General features: G+C 43.0%; 24 protein-coding genes. 7 read left to right on the top strand and 17 right to left on the bottom strand.

What is annotated here, in order from left to right; all coding sequences use genetic code 11:
* Positions 1 to 2: 2 nt before the first annotated feature.
* From FDK13_RS28340 to FDK13_RS28320, 5 genes are read right to left on the bottom strand one after another with little or no spacing between them, the layout of a single operon-like run.
* The gene (locus tag FDK13_RS28340) at positions 3 to 1,496 is read right to left on the bottom strand and encodes a sialate O-acetylesterase (protein ID WP_137343398.1); all 1,494 of its coding nucleotides are present in this window, start codon (positions 1,494 to 1,496) and stop codon (positions 3 to 5) included.
* Positions 1,496 to 4,099, bottom strand: coding sequence for a sodium:solute symporter family protein (locus FDK13_RS28335; RefSeq protein ID WP_229216247.1), 2,604 nt, complete (start codon positions 4,097 to 4,099; stop codon positions 1,496 to 1,498). The genes FDK13_RS28340 and FDK13_RS28335 overlap by 1 nt, the downstream gene beginning before the upstream one ends.
* Positions 4,100 to 4,146: 47 nt before the next feature.
* The gene (locus FDK13_RS28330; protein ID WP_137343396.1) at positions 4,147 to 5,088 is read right to left on the bottom strand and encodes a dihydrodipicolinate synthase family protein; all 942 of its coding nucleotides are present in this window, start codon (positions 5,086 to 5,088) and stop codon (positions 4,147 to 4,149) included.
* Between the two features lie 30 nt (positions 5,089 to 5,118).
* Positions 5,119 to 6,699: a RagB/SusD family nutrient uptake outer membrane protein gene (locus tag FDK13_RS28325; RefSeq protein ID WP_137343395.1), complete on the bottom strand. Its 1,581-nt coding sequence runs from the start codon at positions 6,697 to 6,699 to the stop codon at positions 5,119 to 5,121.
* Positions 6,700 to 10,086 carry a SusC/RagA family TonB-linked outer membrane protein gene (locus tag FDK13_RS28320; protein WP_137343394.1) on the bottom strand — a complete coding sequence of 1,129 codons (3,387 nt, stop codon included), beginning with the start codon at positions 10,084 to 10,086 and terminating at the stop codon, positions 6,700 to 6,702.
* A gap of 177 nt (positions 10,087 to 10,263) precedes the next feature.
* Here FDK13_RS28320 and FDK13_RS28315 point away from each other — a divergent pair, with 177 nt between their 5' ends.
* The 6 genes from FDK13_RS28315 to FDK13_RS28290 all read left to right on the top strand — a co-directional run bounded on the left by FDK13_RS28315 (position 10,264) and on the right by FDK13_RS28290 (position 14,827).
* A complete protein-coding gene (locus tag FDK13_RS28315) occupies positions 10,264 to 10,965 on the top strand; it encodes a FadR/GntR family transcriptional regulator (protein WP_137343393.1) in 702 nt (233 codons plus the stop codon).
* Between the two features lie 483 nt (positions 10,966 to 11,448).
* Complete coding sequence (locus FDK13_RS28310) at positions 11,449 to 11,979, top strand: Rieske (2Fe-2S) protein (RefSeq protein ID WP_137343392.1); 531 nt, start codon at positions 11,449 to 11,451, stop codon at positions 11,977 to 11,979.
* A gap of 12 nt (positions 11,980 to 11,991) precedes the next feature.
* Positions 11,992 to 12,429, top strand: a complete 438-nt coding sequence (locus FDK13_RS28305; protein WP_137343391.1) for a thioredoxin family protein — start codon at positions 11,992 to 11,994, stop codon at positions 12,427 to 12,429.
* 1 nt (position 12,430) lies between these two features.
* Complete coding sequence (locus FDK13_RS28300) at positions 12,431 to 13,360, top strand: FAD:protein FMN transferase (RefSeq protein ID WP_137343390.1); 930 nt, start codon at positions 12,431 to 12,433, stop codon at positions 13,358 to 13,360.
* Positions 13,361 to 13,416: 56 nt separating this feature from the next.
* The gene (locus FDK13_RS28295; protein WP_229216253.1) at positions 13,417 to 13,587 is read left to right on the top strand and encodes a DUF4266 domain-containing protein; all 171 of its coding nucleotides are present in this window, start codon (positions 13,417 to 13,419) and stop codon (positions 13,585 to 13,587) included.
* 22 nt (positions 13,588 to 13,609) lie between these two features.
* Positions 13,610 to 14,827 (top strand): DUF3570 domain-containing protein, encoded by a 1,218-nt coding sequence (locus FDK13_RS28290; RefSeq protein WP_137343388.1) that lies wholly within the window; start codon positions 13,610 to 13,612, stop codon positions 14,825 to 14,827.
* A 261-nt stretch (positions 14,828 to 15,088) separates the two neighbouring features.
* Here the strand turns inward: FDK13_RS28290 and FDK13_RS28285 are convergent, their stop codons facing one another.
* From FDK13_RS28285 to FDK13_RS28230, 12 genes are all read right to left on the bottom strand, one after another.
* A complete protein-coding gene (locus tag FDK13_RS28285) occupies positions 15,089 to 15,838 on the bottom strand; it encodes a metallophosphoesterase family protein (protein ID WP_137343387.1) in 750 nt (249 codons plus the stop codon).
* Positions 15,835 to 16,611, bottom strand: a complete 777-nt coding sequence (locus FDK13_RS28280; RefSeq protein ID WP_137343386.1) for a metallophosphoesterase family protein — start codon at positions 16,609 to 16,611, stop codon at positions 15,835 to 15,837. Before FDK13_RS28280 ends, FDK13_RS28285 begins: the two co-directional genes overlap by 4 nt.
* A 5-nt stretch (positions 16,612 to 16,616) precedes the next feature.
* Positions 16,617 to 17,669, bottom strand: a complete 1,053-nt coding sequence (locus tag FDK13_RS28275) for an ArsO family NAD(P)H-dependent flavin-containing monooxygenase (RefSeq protein ID WP_137343385.1) — start codon at positions 17,667 to 17,669, stop codon at positions 16,617 to 16,619.
* 8 nt (positions 17,670 to 17,677) lie between these two features.
* Positions 17,678 to 18,745: an ACR3 family arsenite efflux transporter gene (gene arsB, locus FDK13_RS28270; RefSeq protein ID WP_137343384.1), complete on the bottom strand. Its 1,068-nt coding sequence runs from the start codon at positions 18,743 to 18,745 to the stop codon at positions 17,678 to 17,680.
* A gap of 72 nt (positions 18,746 to 18,817) precedes the next feature.
* Positions 18,818 to 19,231 (bottom strand): arsenate reductase ArsC, encoded by a 414-nt coding sequence (locus tag FDK13_RS28265; RefSeq protein WP_137343383.1) that lies wholly within the window; start codon positions 19,229 to 19,231, stop codon positions 18,818 to 18,820.
* A 4-nt stretch (positions 19,232 to 19,235) separates the two neighbouring features.
* On the bottom strand, positions 19,236 to 19,733 hold the full coding sequence (locus tag FDK13_RS28260; protein WP_137343382.1) for a GNAT family N-acetyltransferase: 498 nt from the start codon (positions 19,731 to 19,733) through the stop codon (positions 19,236 to 19,238).
* A gap of 18 nt (positions 19,734 to 19,751) precedes the next feature.
* Positions 19,752 to 20,330, bottom strand: coding sequence for a DUF6428 family protein (locus FDK13_RS28255; protein ID WP_137343381.1), 579 nt, complete (start codon positions 20,328 to 20,330; stop codon positions 19,752 to 19,754).
* A 48-nt stretch (positions 20,331 to 20,378) separates the two neighbouring features.
* The gene (locus FDK13_RS28250) at positions 20,379 to 20,708 is read right to left on the bottom strand and encodes an ArsR/SmtB family transcription factor (RefSeq protein WP_137343380.1); all 330 of its coding nucleotides are present in this window, start codon (positions 20,706 to 20,708) and stop codon (positions 20,379 to 20,381) included.
* 236 nt (positions 20,709 to 20,944) lie between these two features.
* Positions 20,945 to 21,178: a helix-turn-helix domain-containing protein gene (locus FDK13_RS28245; protein WP_137343445.1), complete on the bottom strand. Its 234-nt coding sequence runs from the start codon at positions 21,176 to 21,178 to the stop codon at positions 20,945 to 20,947.
* Positions 21,179 to 21,533: 355 nt separating this feature from the next.
* Positions 21,534 to 22,079, bottom strand: coding sequence for a DUF4136 domain-containing protein (locus FDK13_RS28240; RefSeq protein WP_137343379.1), 546 nt, complete (start codon positions 22,077 to 22,079; stop codon positions 21,534 to 21,536).
* Positions 22,080 to 22,174: 95 nt separating this feature from the next.
* Complete coding sequence (locus FDK13_RS28235) at positions 22,175 to 22,738, bottom strand: DUF4136 domain-containing protein (protein ID WP_137343378.1); 564 nt, start codon at positions 22,736 to 22,738, stop codon at positions 22,175 to 22,177.
* A gap of 622 nt (positions 22,739 to 23,360) precedes the next feature.
* Entirely contained in the window at positions 23,361 to 24,359 is a 999-nt protein-coding gene (locus FDK13_RS28230) for a helix-turn-helix domain-containing protein (protein WP_137343377.1), read from the bottom strand.
* Positions 24,360 to 24,932: 573 nt separating this feature from the next.
* On the opposite strand from FDK13_RS28230, the gene FDK13_RS28225 reads away from it, so the two are divergent.
* Positions 24,933 to 25,874 carry a hypothetical protein gene (locus FDK13_RS28225; protein ID WP_137343376.1) on the top strand — a complete coding sequence of 314 codons (942 nt, stop codon included), beginning with the start codon at positions 24,933 to 24,935 and terminating at the stop codon, positions 25,872 to 25,874.
* Positions 25,875 to 26,039: the final 165 nt, after the last annotated feature.

The following is a 26,039-nucleotide window of genomic DNA, read 5'->3' as shown; positions in this document are numbered from 1 at the left end:
TTTCATTGTACAGAAATTGAAAAAGTAGAAGCCGGCAGTCCTGCTTCATTGTAAAGATTAGCCCGTGTAAAAGGCTGGCAGGCATACAAAACGGTTTTGATCTTTTCGCTGACCGGAATCCCAATGCTTACCTTATTTCCGTTAATTACCGCCATCGCCGGAAGCCGCTTACCTTCATGATTAATTATTTCAAAACCGATCAAAGGCATATTTTGCGGCGTTAAAAGCTTTTTGGCAGATGAAAAATCAAGTATAATTTCACTAATCTGCTGATATGCTATTTCTGGAATTGGCCCGTTTGCTACGATATTTTTATGGTAAATGTTCCGAAGTGCAATAGCGGCAAGCCTCTCTCCTACTTCCTTTTTGCGAATCGGGTGCACGTTCAATGAATCTCCCAGATCATAAATTACGGCCATACCCGACTTTGGAATTGTCGCTAACATGCGGCGTTGAGAATCTCTGAATTCCGGCCAGGAAGGCCTGTCAATACCAGACAGTTGCACATAATAGAAGGGAAATTCATAACCCCATCTTTTTCGCCAGTTTTTCACCAGCATTTCAAAAAGGCGTTCGTGCAAAGACACATTGTGCACATTACTTTCGCCCTGATACCAGATCACACCAGCAATTGGGAAATCGATCAGCGGCGCGATGCCAGCCTGAAAGTTGTAACCCGGCTGATAGGGATGTTTTTGTACCACTGACTTTGCTTTAGCTACATTCACAGCGGCGCGCTCGCGGCACCATTGCATTACTTCCTGTGAATTTTGCCAATTATTCAGCATTTCAGCAAACTGATCATCACCTTCGAGCAAGCTACTATCGATCCAGGATTCGGTCGGCGAGCCACCCAACGCGACCTGAATAAGGCCAATCGGCACATTTTCTTCCGTTGTGATCTTTTTACCAAAATAATAAGCAACAGCAGAAAAGGTAGCCGCAGAAGCCGCATTCAGCGTTTTCCAGTTACCCGAGAAAAACTCAAACCGATTAATTTTTGTCAGTGTCGCCGAATCCCAGGAAACGTCACCTGTTGAAACAAGACCGCCCATTTTTAGCAACCGAATGTTAGAATTGAAATCTGCCTGTTTCAATTCTTCCGGACCGGTTTGTGAATCTTTCAGCTGAAAATCCATATTCGATTGTCCCGAACAAATCCAGACATCACCGATCAAAACATCATTTAAAACAATTTTCTGATCTTCTGCCCAAACAAATATTTCATAAGGCCCGCCATGTTTCAAAGCCGGAAAAACAACTTTCCATTGCCCCAAATCTCCTGCATTCACTATCAATGTTTTGTTCAAAAAACGCACTTTAACTTGTCCGCCAGCGTTGGCTTTCCCATAAATTACGATGGGCTTGTTACGCTGTAAAACCATATGATCCGAGAAAACAGAACCTAGTTTCAACGCGTTATTCCCTGTATTTTGTCCGCTGACAAAACCAGCAGAAAAAATGAACATCGCGATATAAAGCAAGACTTTTCCCATTACTTATATATAGTTAACCCGGAGAGATCGCGTTCTGCGGGCATGAACAAGCTGAAAATGTAGCCGAAAATAACGCAGCTTAAAAGTCCGGTAAAAGCGTACATCAACAAATGAATGTCGGTATACTGCTGAATGACTATCTGTGTCACGCAGCTGATTGCCATACCTGCCATGACACCATTTCCACTCGCTTTCTTGGTAAAAATTCCCAAAATAAATGCGCCTCCAATACACCCTGTAAACAAACCAAGAATGGTATTAAACTTATCCCAAAGCGATGAAACCCCCTTGTGAGCCATATAGAGCGCAATGCAGGTAACGAAAATACCCAGAAAAAGCGTCGCCGTTCTGGCGAAAAACAACGTTTGCTTCGGCGTTACTTCCGGTCTTAATTTCTGGTAAAAATCCGTTGTTAGAAGTGTTGCAGTCGAGTTCATACTGGCTTCGGTACTGCTCATGGCTGCGGCAAAAATTCCCGCAATCAATAGCCCCGACAATCCGGCGGGGAGCTGACTTACAATGTACCAGGGAAAAATATTATCCTGATCATTCAAAGCCATATTCACCTGCTGAGGATGTTCCCGGAAAAATAAAAACAGCAATGTACCGATCGAAAAAAACACGAGCGTAGAAGGCAACGTCAGCCAGGCTCCAAGTTTCAGACTTTTAATCGATTCTTTTTCCGACTTGGTGGTCAGGTACCTTTGTACGGTCGTCTGATCTGTTCCGTACGTGAGCAGGTTAATGGCCAGTCCACCGATAACCACCACCCAGAAAGTTGGCTCGGTAAAATCAAAACGGAAGTCAAACACTTTCAGTTTTTCAGCATTATTTATCGCAGTGATTCCAGAATTCCAGTCTTTGATATGAAAAGGCAGGTAAAACAGACAAAACAATGCGCCGGATGCGAGGATTAAAACCTGGATCACCTCCACCCAGATCACCGCTTCGATTCCTCCTTTTACAGTAAAAAAAATACTGATTGCACCAATCATGATGATACAAATATTAATATCAATGCCGGTTACCAGCGTCAGCGCAATACTTGGAAGCAACACCACAATGCCCATCCGGCCAATTTGAAGCAATACATAAAGAGCCGAAGCCATCACGCGCGAGCCGTAATTAAAACGTTTTCCCAGGTATTCGTAAGCGGATGTCACATGAAGCCTTCTGTAAAAAGGAATGAAATAGTTTGCGACCAGCGGCATCACCATGATAATCGTCATGAGAAGAAAAAAATACGTCCAGTCTGTACCATAGGTTTTTGCCGGAATACCCATGAAAGTGATTGCGCTTAGTTTGGCTCCGAATATACTGATGCCGGCAGCCCACTGCGGAATCCTTTCTCCACCTTTAAAATAATCGTCAGTATTGTTTGTTTTACCCGTGAAAATAAAGCGGCCGGCCGTCATTAAAAGAAAACAAATCACCAAAACAGCGGTATCAATCCAGGAGAAAAACGGTTTGTTTTGAATGCTGCCTTTGGTGATCACTGGTGTGCGAACACCGGGTCTGATTTCACCACTGGGAATAAAAATATCATTACCCCATTTTACCGCCGTGGTTGTTACCTGGGCAGGACCGGCAAGTTCGCCAATCTTCGCCCAGGCATCTGTAATGGTATTATACAAATAAACATCTTTGTTAAAACCCTGGTGAGAAGTCAGCAACTTTACTTTTTCAGCTTGCAGTTTTTGTTTTAATTCTACTGTTTCAGCCTTTGCAATTTGGGCATTATAGGTTTCGATCTGATGGAACACATTGCCTTTGTCGCCTCCGATCAGGACAATGTAAGAAGCACCGTTGGCAACACCCGTTCCGGCGGACCAGGTAGTAACCGTTTTCCCATCACCGATATCACTTAGTTTCTGCCATTTCCTCTCTGTCGGATCATAACTAAAATTGCTGCTATGCAAATCACTTATTCCGGTTGCGGTAGCGCTTCTGCCCCCAATCACATAAATATTGAAATGCTTGCCATTATTTTGCGCTACAACCACCGGATGGGACATGGCAACCTGAAGTGATGGTAAAATCTGCCACTTGGGACTAGTTTCCGACAGGTTTAATGCAAAAAAACCATTCGATGCTTTTCCGTTACTTTCTCCTCCGGCCAAATAAACCACATTGCCGATACTGGTTGCCCCTGCATTGGCAAGCGCAACCGGCATATCGGGCAATGCCTTAAAAATAACATCATTTTTTACGGCATCCCATTGCATTAAAAATGCACATTTGCTCATCCCTGCTTCCTGCTCTCCACCCAGACAAACAATGCCGTCCGTTACTGAAACGCTGGCACCATAGGCTGTTTTTTCTTTCAAATGAGCTGTTTTAGAAGCTATCCATTCATAAGAATCACTATTTTTCTTTAAGACATAAATAGCATCCTGATACGCCTTCTTCCCACCTTCCCAGGGCATTCCTTTTGGAAAATTAACACCACCTGCCACTATCATCACACCGTTATGAACGCCGGTAAATGCCCCGGCCACGCCAGGATGTTTTTGCCCTGACGCAGGTGAAGGCAAGTGGGTCAGATCCGTCCACACAATTTCATTAGCCTTTTGATCCTGAGCGTGCGCAGTTGGTAACCACATAAAATGTAAGCAAGATAGAAAAGAGAAAATAAGGATTTTGAGCTGCATTACAATGTGGTTTTCGCTGTGTAGTGCCCTGATTTAAAAGAATCAAAATCCAGTGATGCGACATCTGCCCGGAATGCTTCAAACTGCGTCTCGCTCATATTTTTTACCGGTAAACGAAATTTGCCACAATCTAAATCAACGAGTTTCATGTAAGCTTTCCCAACTGAAATGCCACCATATTTACCCAGAAGCCTGATCATATCAATGGATTTTTGCTGCAACTTACCAGCTCTTTCCATATCATTTTGGTTAAAGGCTTCAATCAGATCATAATAAAGTGGTGCGGCATAATTGAATGTACTGCCGACCGCACCTTTTGCACCAACTGCCAGGGCTGAAAGCATGTTTTCATCCCGTCCCCAAAGCATATCATATTTTCCGTTTTTGTAATTAAGACAGGTTTGAAAATCCATAAAGTCCTCGTGGGTATACTTGATTCCTGCAAAATTCGGGATTCTTCCGTCGATGGCTTTTAAAAGATCAAACATGGCGAAACCAACGCCTGTCAATACCGGAATATGATAATAGTAGAATGGCATTTCAGGCACCGTTTCCGCGATCGCAATAATACATTCCGCCAGCATTTCAACGTTTGCGGGCTTGAAATAAAACGGGCTCGTAAATGAAACCGCATGTAATCCGATCTGTTGGGCATGTTTGGCCAGCTCAATACTATCTGCAATGCAGGTTCCGCCCAACAAAGGCATTATGGTGAACTCTTTATCGTTTTTTGCACATTGTGCCCAGGCTTCGCCAATCTGCTTTTTCTCGAAAACCGTGAGCGAAACTCCTTCACCCGTAGAACCACATATGAATGCGCCAGTGATGTTATTTTGTTTTAAAAACTGATAGTATTCCGGTATCAAATCCAGGTTAAGACTACCGCCTTGATTCATTGGTGTAAACGGAGCGGCGATGAGGCCTTTTAATTGTAAATTCATAAATGTATTATTATTATTAAAATCTGATTCTTAATTTGGTCTTGCGGTATTGTATCCTGGCGTTTGTTTCACCAATGGATCATTAGTCCAGATGGCAGCTTCGATCGGCCACAAAATGCGGTAGGCTTGTGTGGTTTTATCTAAAAGTCCATAAGGATGATTTGCACTTTTAAATATAAGAGGTTCAGCACTATATTTCATTCTTCGAAGATCATACCAGCGTTTTCCTTCGTGCACGAATTCTTTGGTACGCTCATTAAAAATCGCCAGTTCATTGGCATCTTTTCCTGCACTGACAAAGGGTCTGGGATCCTTGCCTGGTGCAAAGGCGCGGTCACGTACGGGTTGAATAAAGGAAGCAGGATCACCACCTTCTGCATTCACGATTTCGGCAAGCATTAAAAGTCTGTCCGCTTCACGGTATACAGGCCAGTCGTCTGAGAAATAGCGTTTGTTGGCATCAATCGTACCAAGAAATTTAACCAGCGCAGTGTTTTTAATGGTTGCAACGAAAGGTTTTACATCCGTATTGACCTTATAATAATCGTAAAAAGTAGCATTTCTTCGACTGTCGGCCACATGAAAAGACTGGAAAAGCTCAAAAGTATAGCCATACCGCTGAATGACCTGCTGAGAATTGCTGGCGGCTAATACCAGTGGATCCACCAAAAAATTCCCTACGCCCGCGCTGGCCGTAGAATCTTTATAATGCAGTCCGTTGAAGTTAAATGTAGAATAAGTGTAAGCCGCCACACCCGTCATTTCGGCCTCTCCTACCCGGTAACGGATCGCGAAAATGATCTCGTTGTTATTTTTCTGATTGTAAGCAAACACATTGGCAAAATTGGGCAGCAATGAAGTACCGATAACAGCATTGAGTGCCGATTTAGCCTCTGCAAGATCAGCAGTGGTATTATAAACTTTGGCCGACCAAAGAAAAATCTCTCCTTTGAGCATCCGTGAGGCATTGGGCGACCACTGACTTTTATCGGTCACGGCAGCCTGCGTACCAAACAGCGTTATGGATTTATTTACATCTGCTTTGATGGCTGCAAGAACCTCGGCTTCCACCGTACGCGCCTTACGCAGAAGCACCGCATCCGTAGTTCCACTTAAAACATCAGCTTCCAGAATGAGCGGAACGCCGCCGTATGTACGCAGTAGATGGAAATAATAATAAGCCCGCAGCGCATAAGCCTGACCCAGCATATAACTTTTTCTGGTTTCAGAAAGAAAACTTACTGTCTCTACTTTCTGGATAAACAGATTGATCTGTAAAATAGGACCGTAAAATCCTGCCCAGCTGTTCACACCCGAAGACGTTTCTTCCAGACGCTGCTCAATGACTGGAAGTTCGTTCAGAGAGGTTGCCTGCCTGTCGACGCTGCTGTAAATTCCGCTGCGCAATTCTCCCAAACGAAGGAACTGAAACTGGTTGTCACGGAATTGTTTGTGAAGGCCTACCATGAAATTAGTGACCTGCGCTTCGTTTTGCCAGAAATTACTGTCTCCGAAATAATCCTGCGGAGTTAGTTCAAGTGCGTCCTGGCAGCTGGCCGCCAACACCGATAGCAGCGCCCAGCAGAGGTAAAATCTGATCTTTTTCATCATTTAAAAAGTAAAATTTGCTCCAAGAATAAGGGTTGTAGGAATAGTATAGGCACTGTTTTGCGAGCCGGTCCGCTCAGGAAGGCTCAGCATTTTATTGGTAATGTAACCAAGGTTTTGCGCGGTAGCCGTGAAAGTCAGCCCGGCGATCTTCGCCTTTTGAAGCAGCGAAGAGGGAACAGTATAACTCAGGGAGACTTCACGGAAAGCCAGGTAAGACGAATTCACCCAGAACATGCTGCTCGGCCGGTCAAAATTCTTTGTATTAAGCTGATCTGCCCAGGTATAACGCGGGTATTTTGCATTGGGATTTTCCGGTGTCCAGGTATCCTTAACAAGCTGGGTTGCATTAAATTCTCCCTGAAAACTACCCAGCGACCACATCTGTTGAAAATCCATTTGTTTATGTCCCAAAGCGAAATCCATTCGTGCGAAAAGCGAAAGATTTTTCCAGCGCACTCTCGTATTGAAACCTCCTGTCCACCGTGGAATGGTCCGTCCCAGCGATACCATGTCCCGGGTATCAATGGTATCGTTTTGGTCGATATCTTTCCACATCATATCACCTAGTTGCGTCGAGATATAAGTGGTTTTACTTAAATTTTGTGAGGAAATCAGCGATGCGCTCGCTACTCTTTTTCCGGCCGAGCCGCCATACTGGACTTCGCCGGCGGCAATATCAACTTTGTTATATTTAGCCAGATCCTCTGGGGTACGGATAATCCCGTCGCTTACATAGCCATAAATCTCACCGTACTCCTGTCCCTGCTGCAAGCCTCCCGCCCAAATCACTTTTCCCGATTTTGGATCGTAAATCCGCTGGCCACCCTGGCGGTTATTTTCATTGCCATTAAAAGGCAGTTTTAACACAAGGTTTTTGTTCCAGGCCGCATTCGCACCAATCTGAACACTAAAATCACTTTTCTCAATCATTTTAAAAATACCTTCCAGTTCCACACCCCTGTTTCGCATACTTCCGTTATTGGTGCGAATGCTTGATATTCCGGACGAAGTCGGCAGGATTACACTGGCAATTTTATCGGTTGTAACGCGGTTGTAAACGGCAATATTTGTGGTGATCCGGTTATTGAAAAAGCCCATTTCCACGCCACCTTCCAGTGTACTGCTTTTCTCCCATTTCAAATTAGGATTGGCAATGCCGGTTTGCAAAAAGCCGATGGTTCCATTGTAGGCAGTCTGAGAATTATATGCCCCTTGCAGTTCGTAAACGCCAATGCCATTATTTGTTCCAATCCCGATATTCCCATTTTTACCATAGCTTGCGCGGACTTTCATAAACGAAAGCCATTTTTGTGTTGAAACCATAAAGCCTTCTTTGTGCAGCAGCCAGCCTGCTGAGAAAGCAGGAAACGTACCAAACTGGTTGTCACCAATCAACCGTGAATATCCATCTCTTCTTACTGTGAAAGAGGCCAGATATTTTCCATCATAATCATAGTTCAACCGGCCGAAAGCAGAAATAATGCGTTCCTGACTGTGATAAGAATCAATTGTACGGGTGTTGGCATCATTGACCGTCAACGCTAAATCCTGAAAATCGTCCGTTGGGGCAAGTTTACCTGCCGCACTGAATCCTCTGTTGGCTTCGTCATAGTATTCTGAACCGACCATGGCATCAATGTAATTTTTACCAAAGAATGCTTTTTTGTAATTCAAAATAGCGTTATAAGTCTGGCGGATGGTACGGTCGAAGACGGCAGAAGATGCCCTGTCACGGTTCCAGCCCGTATTCGCATTAGAAGTGCTCATTATACCAATCCGGAAATCTTTGTTGAAAGATTCTGCAACGGATTCATCGTACATAATAATCCCGCCGATCTTGAAAAACAGATCTTTACTAAAATCTACCTTGAAAGCCTGACCAAGTGTAAATTTGTCTGACTGGTTATTGCGTTTATATTTATCGATGTTCAGAATGGGATTACCATCGTTGGCATCGCGGCCCAAAATCAATTCTCCGTTTGCGTTTGTACCCCGCATGGTAGGCGGCGCCGAAAGCATCCTGCCCCAATAACTGGCTTCCCCATTCTGGAGTGTTTGATCCCGCCAGTTGGCGCGTGCAAAAGAAAGACTGCTTTCAGATTTCAGCCAGCTTTTAATCTTGTAATCCCCATTTAAAGTGAAAGTCAGCCGACGGTAAAAGGTACCAAGCGACAATCCGTCTTCATTATAATAACCCAGATTTGCATAGTATCCGCCTTTTTCATTTCCGCCATTCATTCCAATATTATAATCCTGAGAAATGGCAGGTGATTTGAAAGCGTAATCGCCGTAGTTAAAATCCTTAAAGATCAGATCTGCATTGGTCCCATTCGGGTCATAGGCTCCGGCCGCATTGGTTTTAACCGGATCTTTCATTGTTTTCCAACCATCATTGGCGCTGAGAAGCTCCCGGTTCTGGTCGGTCAAACGCATTGTACTCCAAATCGCGCGGGAATCATAATTTCCATCAAGAATTGTTCCATTGGCATCTTTATACAGGTTCCCGGTACTACGCGGACCAACACCGTTTAAAAGTGAAGAAGTCGTCACACCATTTTTGATTGCTTCAACCACCCCAAGTCTGGTCCATTTAATATAATCTTCCGCATTCAGATAGTCGTAGGGAGTATTAAGAAAATTAAACCCGGTTTTGGACTTGAAGGTAATGGATGAAGATCCCGATTTTCCTCTTTTTGAGGTAATTAAAATAACGCCATTACTTGCCCTGGCACCATAAATCGCCGTTGCAGAAGCATCTTTCAAAACTTCCATGCTTTCAATATCATCCGGGTTGATATCACTAAGCGATGCACGTACCTGTCCGTCAACCACGATCAGCGGACTTCCGCTTCCGTCGAAATTCGTCCCGCCACGCAGGGTAATCGTTGGAATAGAACCCGGACGACCCGTAGCCGTCGAAACACGTACCCCTGCAATCGTACCCGCCAGCGCCTGGGCCGGATTAGATCGCATTCCGGTTTCCAGTATTTTCGAGTCCAGCTTGGCAATAGAGGATGTGATTTTGGTTCTGCTACTGGCCCCATAGCCTGTTACAACGACTTCATTCAATGAAGAAACGTCCGGTTTTAAAAAGATATCAAGCTTTTCTGAAGTACCTACCGGAATTTCCTGCAACACATATCCTACCATTCGGAACTGGATCACGTCCGCTCCGCCCGCCTGGATCGAATACATCCCATCTACTGATGTTTCAACAGCAACGCTCTTTCCTTTAAGTAGAACAGTAACATTCGGAAGTGGCTGCTTATCGTCGTCAGAAACTACCTTACCGGTAAGTGTCCTGACCGGCTGGGCCTGCAAAAGCACTGCTGCGAAAACGCAGACCAGGCTGAACAGCACCTTAAATCGGGTAATTGTTAAATTCATAAAAGGTTAAGTTTAGATTTGTATTATGTATGACATAATAAAGGTAGATGTATTAGAACCTTGATTCCAAGCTTATTGCAAAATTTATTTTTCGGGTTTAATATTTGCACAAAAAAAACTACTTGGGAATTGGGTAAAAACCACCATTTTTGTCAGACATAATACATCAGCAATTCCATGGACGATATCTTTCAAAGCATAAAAAGCATAGACACCAGCTCACTGGTCGACAAGGTTGAAAGCAACCTGATCGAATTATTTATACAGCAGAATTTCAAGGTTGGTGATTCTATTCCCAAGGAATTGGAACTGGCTCAGTCGCTGGGTGTGAGCCGGACTGTGGTCAGAGAAGCGATGCTGCGCTTACGGCTTATGGGACTGGTTGAATCTAAAAAGCACCGGGGAGCTGTGATCACGAGTCCGGATCTGGTCTCGATCCTCGAAAAAAGTATGAATCCGAAAATACTTGATGACAATACACTGAAAGAAATTTTCGAAATGCGGCTTTCACTGGAAATAGGAATGGCCGATTTCATTATGGAACGTGTTACAGCCGAGGATATCGCTGCATTAAAAATACTGGTGAAAAACGAGCCTTCTTCTTCGGATAAAATGCTTTTCCAGATCGATCATGAGATTGCATTTCATGGCAAGCTCTATGAAATTACACGCAATGAAACGATGAAAAAATTTCAGCGGCTGCTGCTTCCCGTTTTTGATTATGTTCATAAAAGCGGGCTGTTGCGCAAACATGCCGCCACTGCGAATTTTGTCTCACACCAGGGTCTTGTAGAAATCATAGAAAACGGAAATCCTGAGAAATTACGAAACGCCATGCGCAGCCACCTGGAAAATCACTTCGCCCGATTGTTTCAGTAGTTTGCCAATCCGTATGCTGCTGAATTAAATTTTAATGTACTCTTTTTGTATTTGATCATCATTCCGAAGGAGCGTTATGGGCAGAAGAACAAAATCACTACCTTAAAGGCAACATAACCGGCGGATAGTTTGAAAATGAAACGCCGGTTACCTGCTACGGCAGAAGGCTGAGGGTTTTAAACATAAAAATTTTACCTCAAAACAGAAAAATTTTATCAATGCTTCACTGGTTCAATTCTAAATAAAAATTGCATACTTAAACTCAGAAATCAAATTCAATTAATTGATAATCAACATAATAATACGACAAAGTCAAGTAAAATAACTGCCGAATAATTTACAAAAACCGCACAAATAATAAGTATCTGTTAGGTACTTGTTTTCAAATTTTGGCAAAACGATATAACGGCCTTTCAATCAGCGCAACAATCCTGTTTACTAATTCGTAATGGATAATAATGAAGAACCTGCTAAACTGAACGAATGACACGTCTTGATTTTTTGAAATCCATGGGCTTTAAAGGACCGGCCCTGATGGCTTTGCTAACGTCCTGTGTCAACAAAGAAGATACAGTCATCGATGCGCTGACCATTGCTCCCGTGCCTGAAACGGTAGCTATAATTGATACAGCTACTGCAATCACCGGCACGGGTACTACCGTTAAGCTGCCCTCTTCTCTGGCGATCACCACCGAGGTGCTTAATAAGATTACAAGTGTAAAACTTAAAATTGATTTAACATCCTCATCAAATGCTGCGCTGCTAAAAGTAGGCGGTTATCTTATCCAGAGTGGAATTGTTGTGGCTCAGTCAACCTCGGGAGTGCTGGTGGCGGCTACTCAAACCTGTACGCATGAACCTAAAAAAGGAATTATTTTTAACAAAACGGAATTCTACTGTACACAGCATGGTGCGAGGTTTAGCCTGACCGGTGCCGGATTGAATACATTTGGAAAAAACGGACTGACGATTTACAAAGTTGCTACGGACGGAAATACGGTTGTCATTTATTAACCTAACATCAATATGAAATTATTAACCACAATCGTTCTGGCTTTCATGGCAACGCTGCCTGTTGACTGGAAGCTTAATTTTACGGAAGCAAAGGCTCAGGCAGATGCCGATCACAAAATGATATTGCTCAATTTTTCAGGATCGGACTGGTGCGGACCTTGTATTAAACTAAAAAAAGAAGTTTTTGAATCGGCAGTCTTTGAGCAATATGCTTCTGAAAACCTGGTACTGGTTCGCGCAGATTTCCCAAGGCAAAAGAAGAACCAGCTGGATAAAGTACAGATAGAAAAAAATGAAGCTCTGGCAGAGAAATACAATCCCAAAGGCCTGTTCCCTCTGACGGTACTTATTGACAGCAAAGGAAATATTGTTAAAGAATGGGAAGGATTTCAGCCCTCAACCGAAACTTTTATCACTGATCTTCGCTCGCATTCGGTTACAAAAAAATAATATGGATGAAAAAATCTTCAAAAAGGTTGTCCGCTTGATGGGCAACCGGTTTGATATCAGTGCGGTAGGAAACGATGAAAGCCGGGCGAATCACATTATAGATTATGGCATTTTAGAAATACAGCGAATTGAAAAACTGCTGACCACTTTTAACGACAGCAGTCAAACGCAGCAGATCAATGATTTAGCAGGCATTGACGCAGTTAAAGTAGATCAGGAAGTATTTGATTTGATAGCCAGATCCATCCGCATTTCTGATTTAACACAGGGTGCTTTTGATTTGTCCTACGGGTCTGTGGACAAGTCGTTATGGAATTTTGATGTGGGTATGAAATCCCTGCCGTCATCAGAGGTAGCGAAGGCAATGGTACGGCTGATCAATTATAAAAACATATTGCTCGATCCTGAAAAAAGAACTGTTTTTCTCAAAGAAAAAGGGATGCGGATTGGTTTTGGAGGTATTGGAAAAGGGTATGCTGCGGAAATGGCCAAAGCGGTGATGATTAAAAACGGTGCTTTAAGTGGCGTCGTAAATGCATCGGGCGATTTGACTACCTGGGGAAAACAGCCAGGCGGGTTGGAATGGACCATCGGAATTGCGGATCCTGACTCAAAAGATCAGCCATTTTCCTACATGAAAATCAGCGATATGGCCGTGGCAACGTCTGGAAATTACGAAAAATTTGTCATGATTAACGGGCGAAAATATTCGCATACGATAAATCCCAAAACAGGACTGCCTGTGACCGGGATCAAAAGTGTGACCATCATTTCACCTAATGCTGAACTTTCCGATGCGCTGGCCACGCCGGTCACCGTGCTGGGGGTAAAAGTAGGGCTCGATCTGATCAATCAGATGAAGCAGATTGCGTGCATCATTATTGACGATCATAATAAAATATTTACCTCTAAAAATATCAAAATAACATGATTCATATAACCACTACCGTTCGGCTGAGCCTGGCTATTTTGGCCCTCGGCTTATGTATGGCCTCGTGCGTATCCGTAAAGGAATACCAGAAAAACAGGATCAACGACTCTGAAATGGATTTATCGGCGAGGAAAGCGGAGAAATTCGAGCAAAGTTTTTATCTGTACCGTGAGGGAGCTTCCGGCGCGAATGGCGGAAAAAGCGGCGGTGGATGCGGATGTAATTGACTCACTTCTTTAGACAAATTAAATGAAAAAGATTACCCTAACAGTGGCCGCCTTGCTGGGCTGGTTCGGCTCGGTGTCTGCGCAAATCCAGGACAGCATTCCGACAGGATATAAAGCAAAAAAATTAAAAATTGAAGAAGTAAATTTCGTTTCCGGTTATTACAATCAGAACGGAAATAACTCGGCTATAACAGGTGGTATCGGGACAGAAAAGTTGTTTGATGTTGCCAATTCATTGGAAATAAAACTAACTAAAACGGATAGGCGCAACCGGGTACATACGATTTCTGGTGAGCTTAATATCGATTTTTATTCTTCTGCATCACAGGATAATATTGACCCGCTGACTATATCGTCTGCCTCAAAAACGGATACGCATATCTACCCGACCATCTCCTGGAACATGAAAAATGACCAGAACCACACAACCCGCGGCGCAATGTTCTCCTACTCCACCGAATATGACTATAAGTCGCTTGGGTTCAACGTCAATTTTTCAAAATCCTCGAAAGATAATAACCGGGAAATCACTTTCAAGGCCGGAACCTACCAGGACACTTACACGGCGATACTTCCCTCAGAGCTGAGGCCCAACGGATACAGCTCGGGTGCTCAGGGTGACAAGTCCAATTTGTACCATAAGCCGCGCAATACGTATAACGGATCTATCTCTTTATCCCAAATTGTAAACAAACGTTTACAGGTTTTGATGATCGTGGAACCCACCTATCAGGAAGGATTATTGAGTACCCCTTTTCACCGGACTTATTTCACCGATGGTTCGGAGAAGGTTGAAAAATTACCAGGAACCCGGTTCAAACTGCCAATCGGATTCCGTGGAAGTTATTTTCTTGGTGATAAAATCATCCTGCGAACTTTTTACCGGTTTTATGCAGATAACTGGGGTATGAAGGCACATACGTTCTCGCTGGAAACACCTATCAAAATAACGCCCTTTGTTTCTGTAAGTCCTTTTTACAGGTTTAATACACAGACATCGATCCGGTATTTTGCACCTTATATGCAGCACGATCCAAATGCAGAATACTATTCCAGCGATTATGATCTATCGGCCTTTCAAAGCCATTTTGTCGGCTCGGGAATCAGGTTTGCTCCTCCTGGCGGGATTATGGGCGTTAGACATTTTGCATCACTTGAACTGCGTTATGGTCATTTTTACCGGAATGCGGGAACAGGAATGCAGTCGAATATTATTACGTTGGCGGCTAAGTTTAAATAGGAGCTGATGTAAAACGGTTAACAGTGATTCTTTATGGAAGGTAAGCGTTGAAAAAATCACCTCTTACTTTCCACAATTGGCTGCCCGCCAGATAAAATATCTATTCAATCTGATCTTTATATGCACTTGCTGATAGCAGTGCATCGCAATCAATTCACTTTGAGCAATTTCTGCAATGTTGACCTTAACCACACCTTTTGAATATAACCAACTATAAATCTGACCACTAGCTAACTATATCAAAACCATATTTTGATATAGTTAGTATGCTTTTCGTAGATTATCAGCAAATGCATCAGGCAAAAAACCAAGCTCAACGGCCTGGGCCGCTTTTTCTACATCGTATTTTACTCTAATAAATTCTACCTGAACACCATCATGACTTTTCGTACTTGCCGGGGGGCCGATAGTCAGCATTACATAACAGGCCCGCGCATCGCCATCTTTGGGTTTCCCCACCGAGCCCGTATTGATCAGATGATGAAAGTGATCTGCACCATTTTCTCGGGAATTAATAATGCGGTGATACGGTTTATGCGAATGCCCAAAGCATAAAATATCGGCTTTGAATTCTTTGACCATTTCAATCATGTAGTCTTCAGGCAGCTGCTCCAAAAGGTATTCATTGATACTGCGGGGACTGCCATGTACCAGCAGCATATTCAAAGTATCCTCATGGAGTTGAAATTCAACCTTCAAATGCCTGGGCAGTGTCAAAAGATAATCTCTCTCTTTACTTCCCACCAGCTTATAGGCGTACTCACTGCTTTTTTCTGTGCTGCACGTCTCTTTTGAGGGATGTATTTTCGAGACTTTCAGATCATGGTTTCCTGCAATGGTGGCTATGCCATGACTGCGGATCAAACCAATTACCTGGTTGGGCCACACATTATAGCCGACAAGATCGCCAAGGCAATACACTGCATCTGGTTTTTGTTTTTGAAGATCTTCCAGTACCGCTTCAAAAGCAGGAAGATTCGCGTGGATATCCGATAGAAGGGCTATTCTCATTTGGCAATTCGTAAGGATTCTGCATAGGCGTTGGGAAGAACGCTGTCTTCCACCGCTTTGGCCGCCTTTTCAACATCATAATCAAAGCGTATAGATTCTACTGCAATACTTTCTTTGTCTGCTACGGATGCATCCTGGTTGATATGCAGGATCACATAGCCGCCTCTTGGATCTCCATCTTTGGGTTTACCAACCGATCCGATATTGACCGCATGACGAAAATGGTGTGTGCCTTCCGGCTGCACAGAATCCAGGATTCGGTGATACGGTTTATGTGTATGGCCAAAAACCATCACATCGGAACTGGCCTGCTCCATGATCCGGATCATGCTTTTTTCTTCCCGGTCCTCAAACAAATACTCGTTGATACGGCGCGGACTTCCGTGAACGAGAAGCACTGAAAGCGGCTTGTCATTGAGTTGAAATTCCAGGCGGATATGGGCAGGCAAAGTACGCAGATAAGCCCTCTGTTCATCTTTCATGATTTTGTTTGTAAAGGATATCGAAACCTTGCCGTTTGCTTTTTCATCATCGGTTTTGTAGGCGCACCCGCAATCATCGCTGCTTCTGCCGATGCCAAAATCATAGTTTCCGGCGATGGTCGGGATACCCCGTTTTCTGATTTCGTCTACCACTTCGTTGGGCCAGATGTTATAGCCCACCAGATCACCCAGACAATAGATCGCATCGGTGTCGCGGGATTCAACGTCTTTAAAAAATGCCTCCAAGGCTGGCAGATTGGCGTGAATGTCTGAAAAAAGAGCAATTCTCATCGTTTCTATATTTTTAAATATTCAATAATTTCATTGACCGTCTGGCGCGCAGAGCGCCCCACCCCGATTAAAGTCGCTGACGCAAAGCCCGTAAAGCTGCCGTAACCTACCAGCCAAAGACCTGCTGCGTCAGCCGATTTTGTACCCTGGCAATCTATCTTTCCATTTTCTTTCAAGACGCCCAAACCTTTCAGATGATCCGTTGCAAACCCGAATCCCGTGCACCAGATGATCACATCAAACGGCTGCCGGATTCCGTCCTGCCAAACGACTCCTTCCTCATAAATAGCCTTGAAGGTTTCACGGGTCTTGAGCACACCGCGCTTGCGGGCATCTTTAACCGTAGGCACCATCACAATGTTACCTACGTTGTATTGTGAGGCTGTAAACTCCTTACCTTCCTTCATCGCATGGTATTTGGCGGATGCCACATCAAACAGCACCCTGCCATCCACATCATCCGGCAGGAATTCAGGCTCATTCTGGCATGACCAAACCGTCTTTGTCACCTTGGAAACTTCGGACAGGATCTGCGCGCCCGAGTTTCCCGCACCAACGATCAGCACCGTTTTATTTCTAAAAGGGTCTGCATTTTTATAATGCGCTGAATGCAGCTGCTCTCCTTTGAAAAGATCATTACCTGGAACATCTGGTATAAACGGCTTTTGAAAAGTGCCTGTGGAAGAGATCACAGCCCTGCTCTGGTAATCACCCCGATTAGTCGTTAACGTGAAAATGGCCCCTTCTTTTTGAACATTCGTCACTTTGATACCATGCTGAATAGAAAGATCATATCGTTTTTGATAAGCACTTAAATAATCCAGCACTTCCTGTCTGGAAGGAAATTCATTTTTTGATTTGGGCATCATCCGGCCGGGCAGCGAGCTGTACTCAGCAGGCGAAAATAAAGTCAGAGAATCCCAGGTATGCTGCCAGGCTCCTCCGCCCTGCTGCTGGTCATCCAAAATAATGTATTTCAGATCCGCACGACGAAGAAAATAGCCGCACGCCAAAGCACTCTGTCCACCGCCAATAATAATCAGATCAAATACTTCCATGTGGTAATTTAAACAACTGCTGTTTTATAATACCTGTCACGAAGCCAGAAAGCTGCATTGACCAAGGCAATCAAGGCAGGCACCTCGACTAATGGCCCGATCACCCCTACAAAAGCCTGTCCGGAGTTGATGCCAAATACACCAATGGCAACCGCGATTGCCAGCTCAAAATTGTTACCCGAAGCGGTGAAGGCGATTGAAGCGTTCTGTTCATAATCGGCCCCCAGCGATTTTGCCACAAAAAAGCTCACCAAAAACATAATAGCAAAATAGATCACCAGCGGCAAGGCTATCAAAAACACATCCCCCGGCAGCTGCACAATCAGCTCGCCTTTAAGCGAAAACATCAGAATAATCGTGGATAGCAGCGCAACCAGTGTGATTGGTGAAATAAAAGGGATAAACTTCTGCTCATACCACTGCTCCCCTTTCAATGCTGTCAGCCCTATGCGGCTCAGCACGCCTGCGGCAAAAGGGATGCCCAGATAAATACCGACACTGACCGCAATTTCAGCAATGGTGATATTGACCTCCAGTCCTTTCAAGCCGACCAAAGGCGGCAAAACCGTGATGAAAAAGTAAGCATAGAAGCTATAAAATAAAACCTGAAAAACGCTGTTAAGCGCCACCAGACCTGCCGCATACTCGCGGCTTCCCTCTGCCAGCTCATTCCAGACAAGTACCATTGCAATACAGCGGGCAAGCCCGATCAAAATAAGGCCGATCATATAATCCGGGTGGTTTGGAAGAAAGACAACGGCCAGAATAAACATCAGCACCGGACCAATGATCCAGTTCAGGATCAGCGAAACACTCATCACTTTCGTGTTTCTGAATACTTCGCCCATTTTGTTATATTTCACTTTGGCAAGCGGCGGATACATCATCAAAATCAGTCCAATGGCAAGGGGAATATTGGTTGTTCCGCTTGAAAAAGTATTGATGTAAGCAGGGATCGAAGGCACAAAATTACCTAGTCCCACGCCAATAGCCATGGCGATGAAAATCCATAAAGTCAAGTAGCGGTCCAGAAAGCTGAGTTTCTTTCGGTTTGCCGCCGGGGCGCAATTATTCATTTTACTGTTAATTATTAATTTCTACAAAATACACTCCACAAATTTTTTATTTTCGACAATCCACTACCCAAATCAAAGATTCGATGCTACAAAATCAAAACAATATCCCTTAATGATTTCTCTTACAGCTCTGAACTCCTGCATTATCTGCTGCTCACTTCCAGTAGCTTTGCCGGGGTCCGGAAAGTTGTAATGGAATTTCTTTGCTTTGGTAGGAAAATAAGGACAGCGCTCTTTGGCATTGTCACAGACCGTGATCACATAATCAAAATCAATGTTTTTGTATTCTTCTATGTTATTGGAGGTATGTTTTGAAATATCGATACCATCTTCCTCCATGATAGCAATAGCCCTTGGGTTGACACCATGGGTTTCAACCCCTGCACTATATACGATGGCTTTATCACCGGTAAATTTTTCGAGATAACCTTCGGCTATCTGACTCCGGCAACTGTTGCCGGTGCAAAGTACTAATATTTTTTTCATCTTATTAATTGATTCCGGTTACCTGACTTCTTCTTTCCAGAAGGTTGACGCTTCGCCAGACGCCATTCATTTTACCTATATTTTCCCGGTAGCCGATCAGACGGAAATCGTTCTTGGTATGAAGGTTCATACTAGCCAGATTCTCTGAAAAAATACCTGCTTGAAGTGTCCAGTACCCTTTCTTTTCACTTTGCCTGATCAGATGCTTCAAAAGCATATCTCCAACTTTCTGCCCCCTGAATCTGCCGTCCACATACACGCTTACTTCGGCCACACCAGCATACACGCACCTTCCCGAAACCGGTGTCAGCGCGGCCCAGCCGGTAATTTCGCCGCTATCAGAAATTGCCACATAGCGCAGTTCCTGCGTATGTGATTTATCCCATACCTCCCACTCGGGCGGACTGGTTTCTAGCGTAGCATTGCCCGTAGCGATCCCCTGCGCGTAAATTTCACGGACTTCCCGCCAATCACCAGGTTCTAAATTTCGTATCGTGCTCATGTCTGATGGCTTGACTTGTTAACAGCATCCACTGCCGGGTGTGCAGCTTTGGTTTTCAGCACCGACAATCTCCAGCGCAGGTGTTTCCTTAACAGGTGCTGCCGTATTTACAGCCGGTACACAGCATTCTTCCCCCGATGGTGTTGTCCCGCAGCTTCCTCCTCTGGTAATGGCTTTGCATTGTGTGAAGTCGGCTGCCAGCTTCACGGTAAAAGAATCACCTTCCGAAATAAACCCGGAGGGATACATCTGGCGGGTATCAAATTTTGAATTACCAAATTCAATTTTAACTACACCAAGCGGATTGAGCGGCAGCGATTTCTCAACCAAATTCACGATCGATAGCGCTTTGCTTACCTTCATCGCACGGTCTGTCTCCGCTACTGACGGCTCCCACAGCTGCACAATAATCTCTGTCCAGCTGTTCATCACTCCCCCACAGTCCACCGAGACAATCGGAGCCTGCTTGATTTCAGTAATGTGATAAGATGCATCGACGAAGTGTCCCTCTGCATATTGGAATTGAAGGACCTTGTCCGGGTTTTCTGAAAGCGTATTTTTGAACGCTTCCCAGTTCATTGGATTTAAGTTATTCATTGCTATATTACGATTGAATTAAATATAAAAAATGAGCATTTATCCTGTTTAATTGCAACATTTTGCCGCAACCTCCGATTCGAAAATCTCACCAAAAATCAACCTGGCTTCCTGCCAAACAGTTTCATTGATGCAGTAGCAAACACGAGGCGGATTGATCTCCCCGTGCAGGATACCAATATTTTTCAGCTCCTTTAAATGCTGAGAAACCGTAGCCTGTGCCAGAGGCAACACTTCGACCAGATCACCGCAAACGCACGATTTCTCCTTTAATAAATGTTGAATGATCGCAATGCGTGCCGGATGCGCCAGTGCCTTCGCTAAATCAGCGATACGGTTTTGTTTCTCCGTGAAAACCTGTGTCTTTGTAACTCCCATGCATCAAAGGTAATTAATATTTTATTCATTGCAATAATACGATGAATATTTCTAAAAAAAACCATCGCTCCTAACTGTATCTTTAAATGTACTCGCCTCCACTGAAACCATAATCGAAAATACCGCAATGGAATCTGCTGAAAAGGTTTCATTAATTGATCCGCTTTTTAGTGCATCAGAACCAGAATCTCAGTGTGTTTTAGTCCACCTCAGTTAGTATGCCGATTATGAACAATTTAGTTTGAGTCAAAGAAGTCCAATTTATAGAGACAAGAGGCCGCTTTTGAAAAGTCGACTTCTCTTACACCCAGCGAGTTGTGTGCAAACTCGCTGGGTGTAACGCCATATTGTTCTTTAAAACATTGTGAAAAGTACGATGGACTTTCAAAGCCAACCTCATAGGACACCTGTGCAGCGGTTTCTCCCTGCGCAAGCAGAATGGCTGCTTTTTGTAGCCGATATCTCCTGATCCAAGTCTACCTAAATGTCCCGAACCAGACAAACCCAGTAATAAAAGCAATCTCTCCATATATGAGATCATGCAAATACCAGGCATATCTGCTTTTGACAAAACCCCTTTAAAAGAGCTCCTTACTGAATGTCAAATCAATCAAAATGCCAATGAACAATGGGACTTATTTGATGAGTAAAATTTAACGCATCAGTACTATATCTCAATGATAAATTGGGCTAAGTTTTGCAATAATGTTATTTACAGTTTCAGATATAAAATTGATAGGTGTTCTCAGTTTTGACCATAGAAAATCAGAGTTCCGGAAAATCCTAAGGGCACTTAGAACAGCCTCACAATTCTTCCTAAACGATTTATTTAATCCTATCCAGTAAATCATCTACCGCTTTTACAAGCTGCGTCTGGATTTTTGTTTCTTTTCCCGGAAGAATGTTTTCTATTTCTCCACGCCAGACCTGCTTGTCCTGCCTGGTCTCAGATATGTCCAAAAAGAGCGTCCCTACTTTGTATTTACCAACAGGTACTTCTTCGCTTTTCCAGGAATAGCGCCGCTGCCCGGTGTAGCGGGGTAAACCGTCAGTTCGAAAATCGGTTTGTCTTGTTTGCACTTTATCTCCCATTCGAGCTGAAAGATTTATCATCAAAACAGGATCCTGACTTTCCCTTAACCCTTTGGAAACCAAATTATCCGCAATAGCATTCTTAATAAGCTCTATATTTTTAAAAAACGGTTCGGGAAGACTGTCACTATCGACCGTGTCATGTTGAAAACCAAAAGTACTATAATCACTGATTGTAAAATCCGTTTCTTTTGATGTTTTCAGACTGTGATATCCTGCACTGCAACTTGCCAGAAATAAAGACCATGCAAGAATGGAATATTTTATGTATTTAATCATTTTGTATTAAATTAAAATCACTTAAAATAAAAAAGAAGGAAGCAACATTCGGAAATCGGTATACTGACAAAGTCAGCTTACATACGCCAGTTGTTTTATATCCTGGTCGATTCCGGAAATGTCTGAAGGATTTCCAGTACAATATTTTTCAACGTTTCATTCGCATTGTCTTTTTTACCAGCAGGCTTTACCTGTCCGGATAGCCATCCCTGCCAGATCATACGGTCGGTCCCTTTCTGGTAGATATTAACAATCAATCTGCTTTCCTGATAGTTATAGGTTGTGATATCATTGCCCGGGGTACTCCACCAACGTCTGTATGGATAATAGTTATTGCCGCCGCTTACCTCCTGGCGATCTTTAACATCTACTGTAAAACGGACTACAATCTCAGGATTCAGCTCATCAACAACATAACCTTTCTTTTCCATGGCTTGGATAACGCCCGCTGTCATCCTTCTCTGATTAAGTTCGCTTCCCAATAAAGGATCTTTTGCTATTTCCTTTTCAGCCTCCACTTTAAATGTGCTGAAACTTCTCAGATTGACCGATTCATCGCGGTCATGACCAATCTGGGGGGCTCGACTGCAAGCGGCAGCCACAAAAATAGTCATTGCCATTGCTACCCAAAATTTCAATTTCAATATTGCATTTTTCATCTTTTTTCAAGTTTTAGAAATATACCTTGCCTAAGCCTGAATGATATAAATCAGAATCTCTTTTTTGTCAAGGCTAAAATTTATTTTAACATGACAAAGGTACTTGATCGCAGATCGGCTATGTTAGCCCGGAACGGCAGAGAGATATCCCGAAAAGACATTAATACCTTTTTGGAGCTGGTTTTCAAGAGCTTATTACTTAAAAACGGTTCAGTCTGTCTGGAAATACATCACTTCGATTTTGACTTCCATAACCCTCTTCACCTTTAGAATTTTCAAAAGAGGATTGCATTTAAGAGTACAGTTCCGGAATTGATAAATTGAAGTACTTAAAATGTAATTATATATGTAAAAACCCGCTTACCGTGTTCAACTGCCCACTTCAAAAATATGTTGTAGCAGGTAAGATTCGTTTATTAGAGTTACCTCGTATTTTTTACAGGCAATCATCAGCGCTGAGAATATAAAAAAGGCGATAAGGAGTCATTACTTTGATTTTCATGGTCATTCTTTTTGAAATCTAACATTTGATTTATGAACACAAAGGTATAGCCCTTCCCCCTATGAAATTAGCCCATTCCGACCCTGTGATAATTCATTCGGACATTTGAAAATTAAATATTTAAGGGCCGGTTAGTCTGCCAGGTGTTACGGAAAAAACATGTTTAAAAGCCCGGGTAAACTTGCTAAGATTATTATATCCCAGCATATAACCAACTTCCGAAACATTCATTTTTTGTACGAGTAACAGTTCCCTTGCCTTATGCATCCTGACATTTTTGTAGAATTGATAATAGGAATGTCCGAACATCTGTTTGAAAAGCATTTTAAATTTAGTAGGTGACATCGTTGCCCGTTGTGCCGCTTCACTAATAGGCGGACATGACTCCTGATAGCTGTCAAGCAGGGAACGACGTATTTCATTGAGCTTCAAAACATCGTCTTTATGGATTTGTATTGGCTGATTATTGCTTTGACGTTTTTCTACACGTTGCAGGGTGTGATAACAAAGCTCAAGCGTACGGGCATGTATCAGCAGATTATTGCCCCGGTCATCGTGCAAATGCCGGTCTATCTCTTTTAAAAGATTCATAGAATTGACATCAAGACATTCTACATGATACACAGGACGATCTTTATCAACAAAGGATAAAAGTAATTGTTGCTGCGTTTCCGGTTGCCTGGTAATAAAATTCCTGATACGTTCGTGTGAAAGGATTATAAAGATCAGGTGGTAATGAATGCCCGGTTTAAATGTATACGATGCTGTCAACAACGGGGAACTGAAATACAAACCATTTTCACTCCCGTAACCAAGATTGAACTGCTGCTCTCCGGTTTCGGTCTCAAGGTATTGCTCACTCAGATTCGACACCAAAACATAATATCCCGGGTTTTGCGTGCTTTTACGTTTGAAAATTACGGTCTTATGAAACATCACTTCTATTTTCCTGACCCGCAGACCGAGATCAATATCCACCCGATAGAAGTCTCCCTTCCCGATTTCATTGTCAAATGATAACTTATCTTCATCAAAAGATGCCTTCAGTTGCGGTGCAACCTGGGCAAACCAGTTATCGTCATTTTTGTAGCTTATAGTGAAAGGTTTTGCAGAGGTCATCTTTCAAATAGTTTACGTTTAAGTCCGGGTTTTGTATCAAACAAGATGATCGGTTCTTCCATTCAAAAAATCAATCAGACCAGTTTATCAGCATATACCATTTTTTAGATGGGTAATGTATAAAAAAGAATCGGTTTCCGGCCAATACTCCATAAGCACTCCCCAAAATCCGGTTTTCATTTTGGTCCTGGCGGGCACATTAAATTTTTGTACTGAAGAACATGGATTATCAGGCAGAAAGCGGGCCACATCATCAAGGTTAACCTTAAAAGTCTAAAATGAGCATGGGATATTCTAGCCTTATGATAATATAGATTTAATGAAAATTAAATGATTAAACAAATATCCGGTAGGTACAATACAATTAATTATAAAATCTAAATAATAATTATAATCTTTACAAGCATTGTAACTTAAATTACAAGGATTACTGAAGATAGCCTTTTTATAAATTAACCCTTCAATATATATGTTTAGTTGCTGGCCTTACAAAAATCACAATTGAAACTGTAACAGATATCACATCGTTTAGCTGAACCCCAATTCCGCTTAATCCATACATTTTTTCATATTATGGAATCAATTTTAAATAACTCCCTCCGCAATAATTCAGTTGACGTTGCTATTCAAATGCACGGCAAGCCCTTGATGACTGCTGTTGCAATTAGCTCCCTACTTAAAAATTCGGGTAGGTGGATTAACAAGATTTATCTTATCGAGGAAAGACAACAACCTTTTTGTGCCAACGGCAAGTTTATAGCCAGACATTACCCCGACAAAGTGATCCGTTACCGGCCTTATCTTTTTCATGGACTTTTACCGGCAAATAAGCTTTTTTTTAAGTGGCAGTTCTACCGGAACTCGGTTAGATACCAATATGCCTTTGAAAACAGTGACCGTAAATACCTGTACATTATACACAATGATGTGCTGTTTCATGACGATATTTTAGGCATGTATTTAAATCACATTGAATGTGGAAGCTATGCTGGTGTCGGACCTATCGGGATGTGCTGGAATTGTCCTGCGCATTCTTCTGGTCATTGTTCATCAGACAATTACTTGAACTACCGCCCAACAACATTAGAATTTTCTGAACTGGCACAAAAGTATCATGCTCCCAGAAAAGAAATTTATGATCTTTTTAAATACGATGAAGGAAACTGGCCACTTCCTGAATGTCGGCTTAATGAGTGGTCGGCACTCATTGACCGGGAGCAAACAGCGCCCTATCAGTTTCCCTATTACAAGGATATACTTTTTGGCCAGATGGATCTGGACACGGCTGTCAGGTGGTTTCATCATATGAACAACCATGGTTTACAGTTTAAAAATGTTCCGCTGGGCTCACATGCTACCCATGTGTGGACTGGTCGTGAAGGAGAAGCCAATTCGGGTATGAGCACGATGAATAATCAGGAACTTTATTTCAGGGCAGAAAAAATGTCCTACCAAAAACTAATTTCGGATTATGGCTTTACCGATCGTGAACTGACAGATAATAAGCCCTGGTGACTTATGATTTCTTTTGAATCAATTTTGATGAACCGAGCACTTTTAGGAAAAGAGCAAACCCGACTCGATTATTCCTTAGGATCAATCGAACTTTAGTGTTAAGTAGACTAGGTCTGTAAATTCCGGAATTTTGAAGCTTATTCAATGAAGGGCCGGATTCGAAAT

The organism is Dyadobacter frigoris (genome assembly GCF_005280585.1).
Taxonomy (GTDB): Bacteria; Bacteroidota; Bacteroidia; order Cytophagales; family Spirosomataceae; genus Dyadobacter; species Dyadobacter frigoris.
The sequence above is the reverse complement of the archived record's forward strand: the minus strand, read 5'-3'. Positions and strand labels throughout refer to the sequence as shown.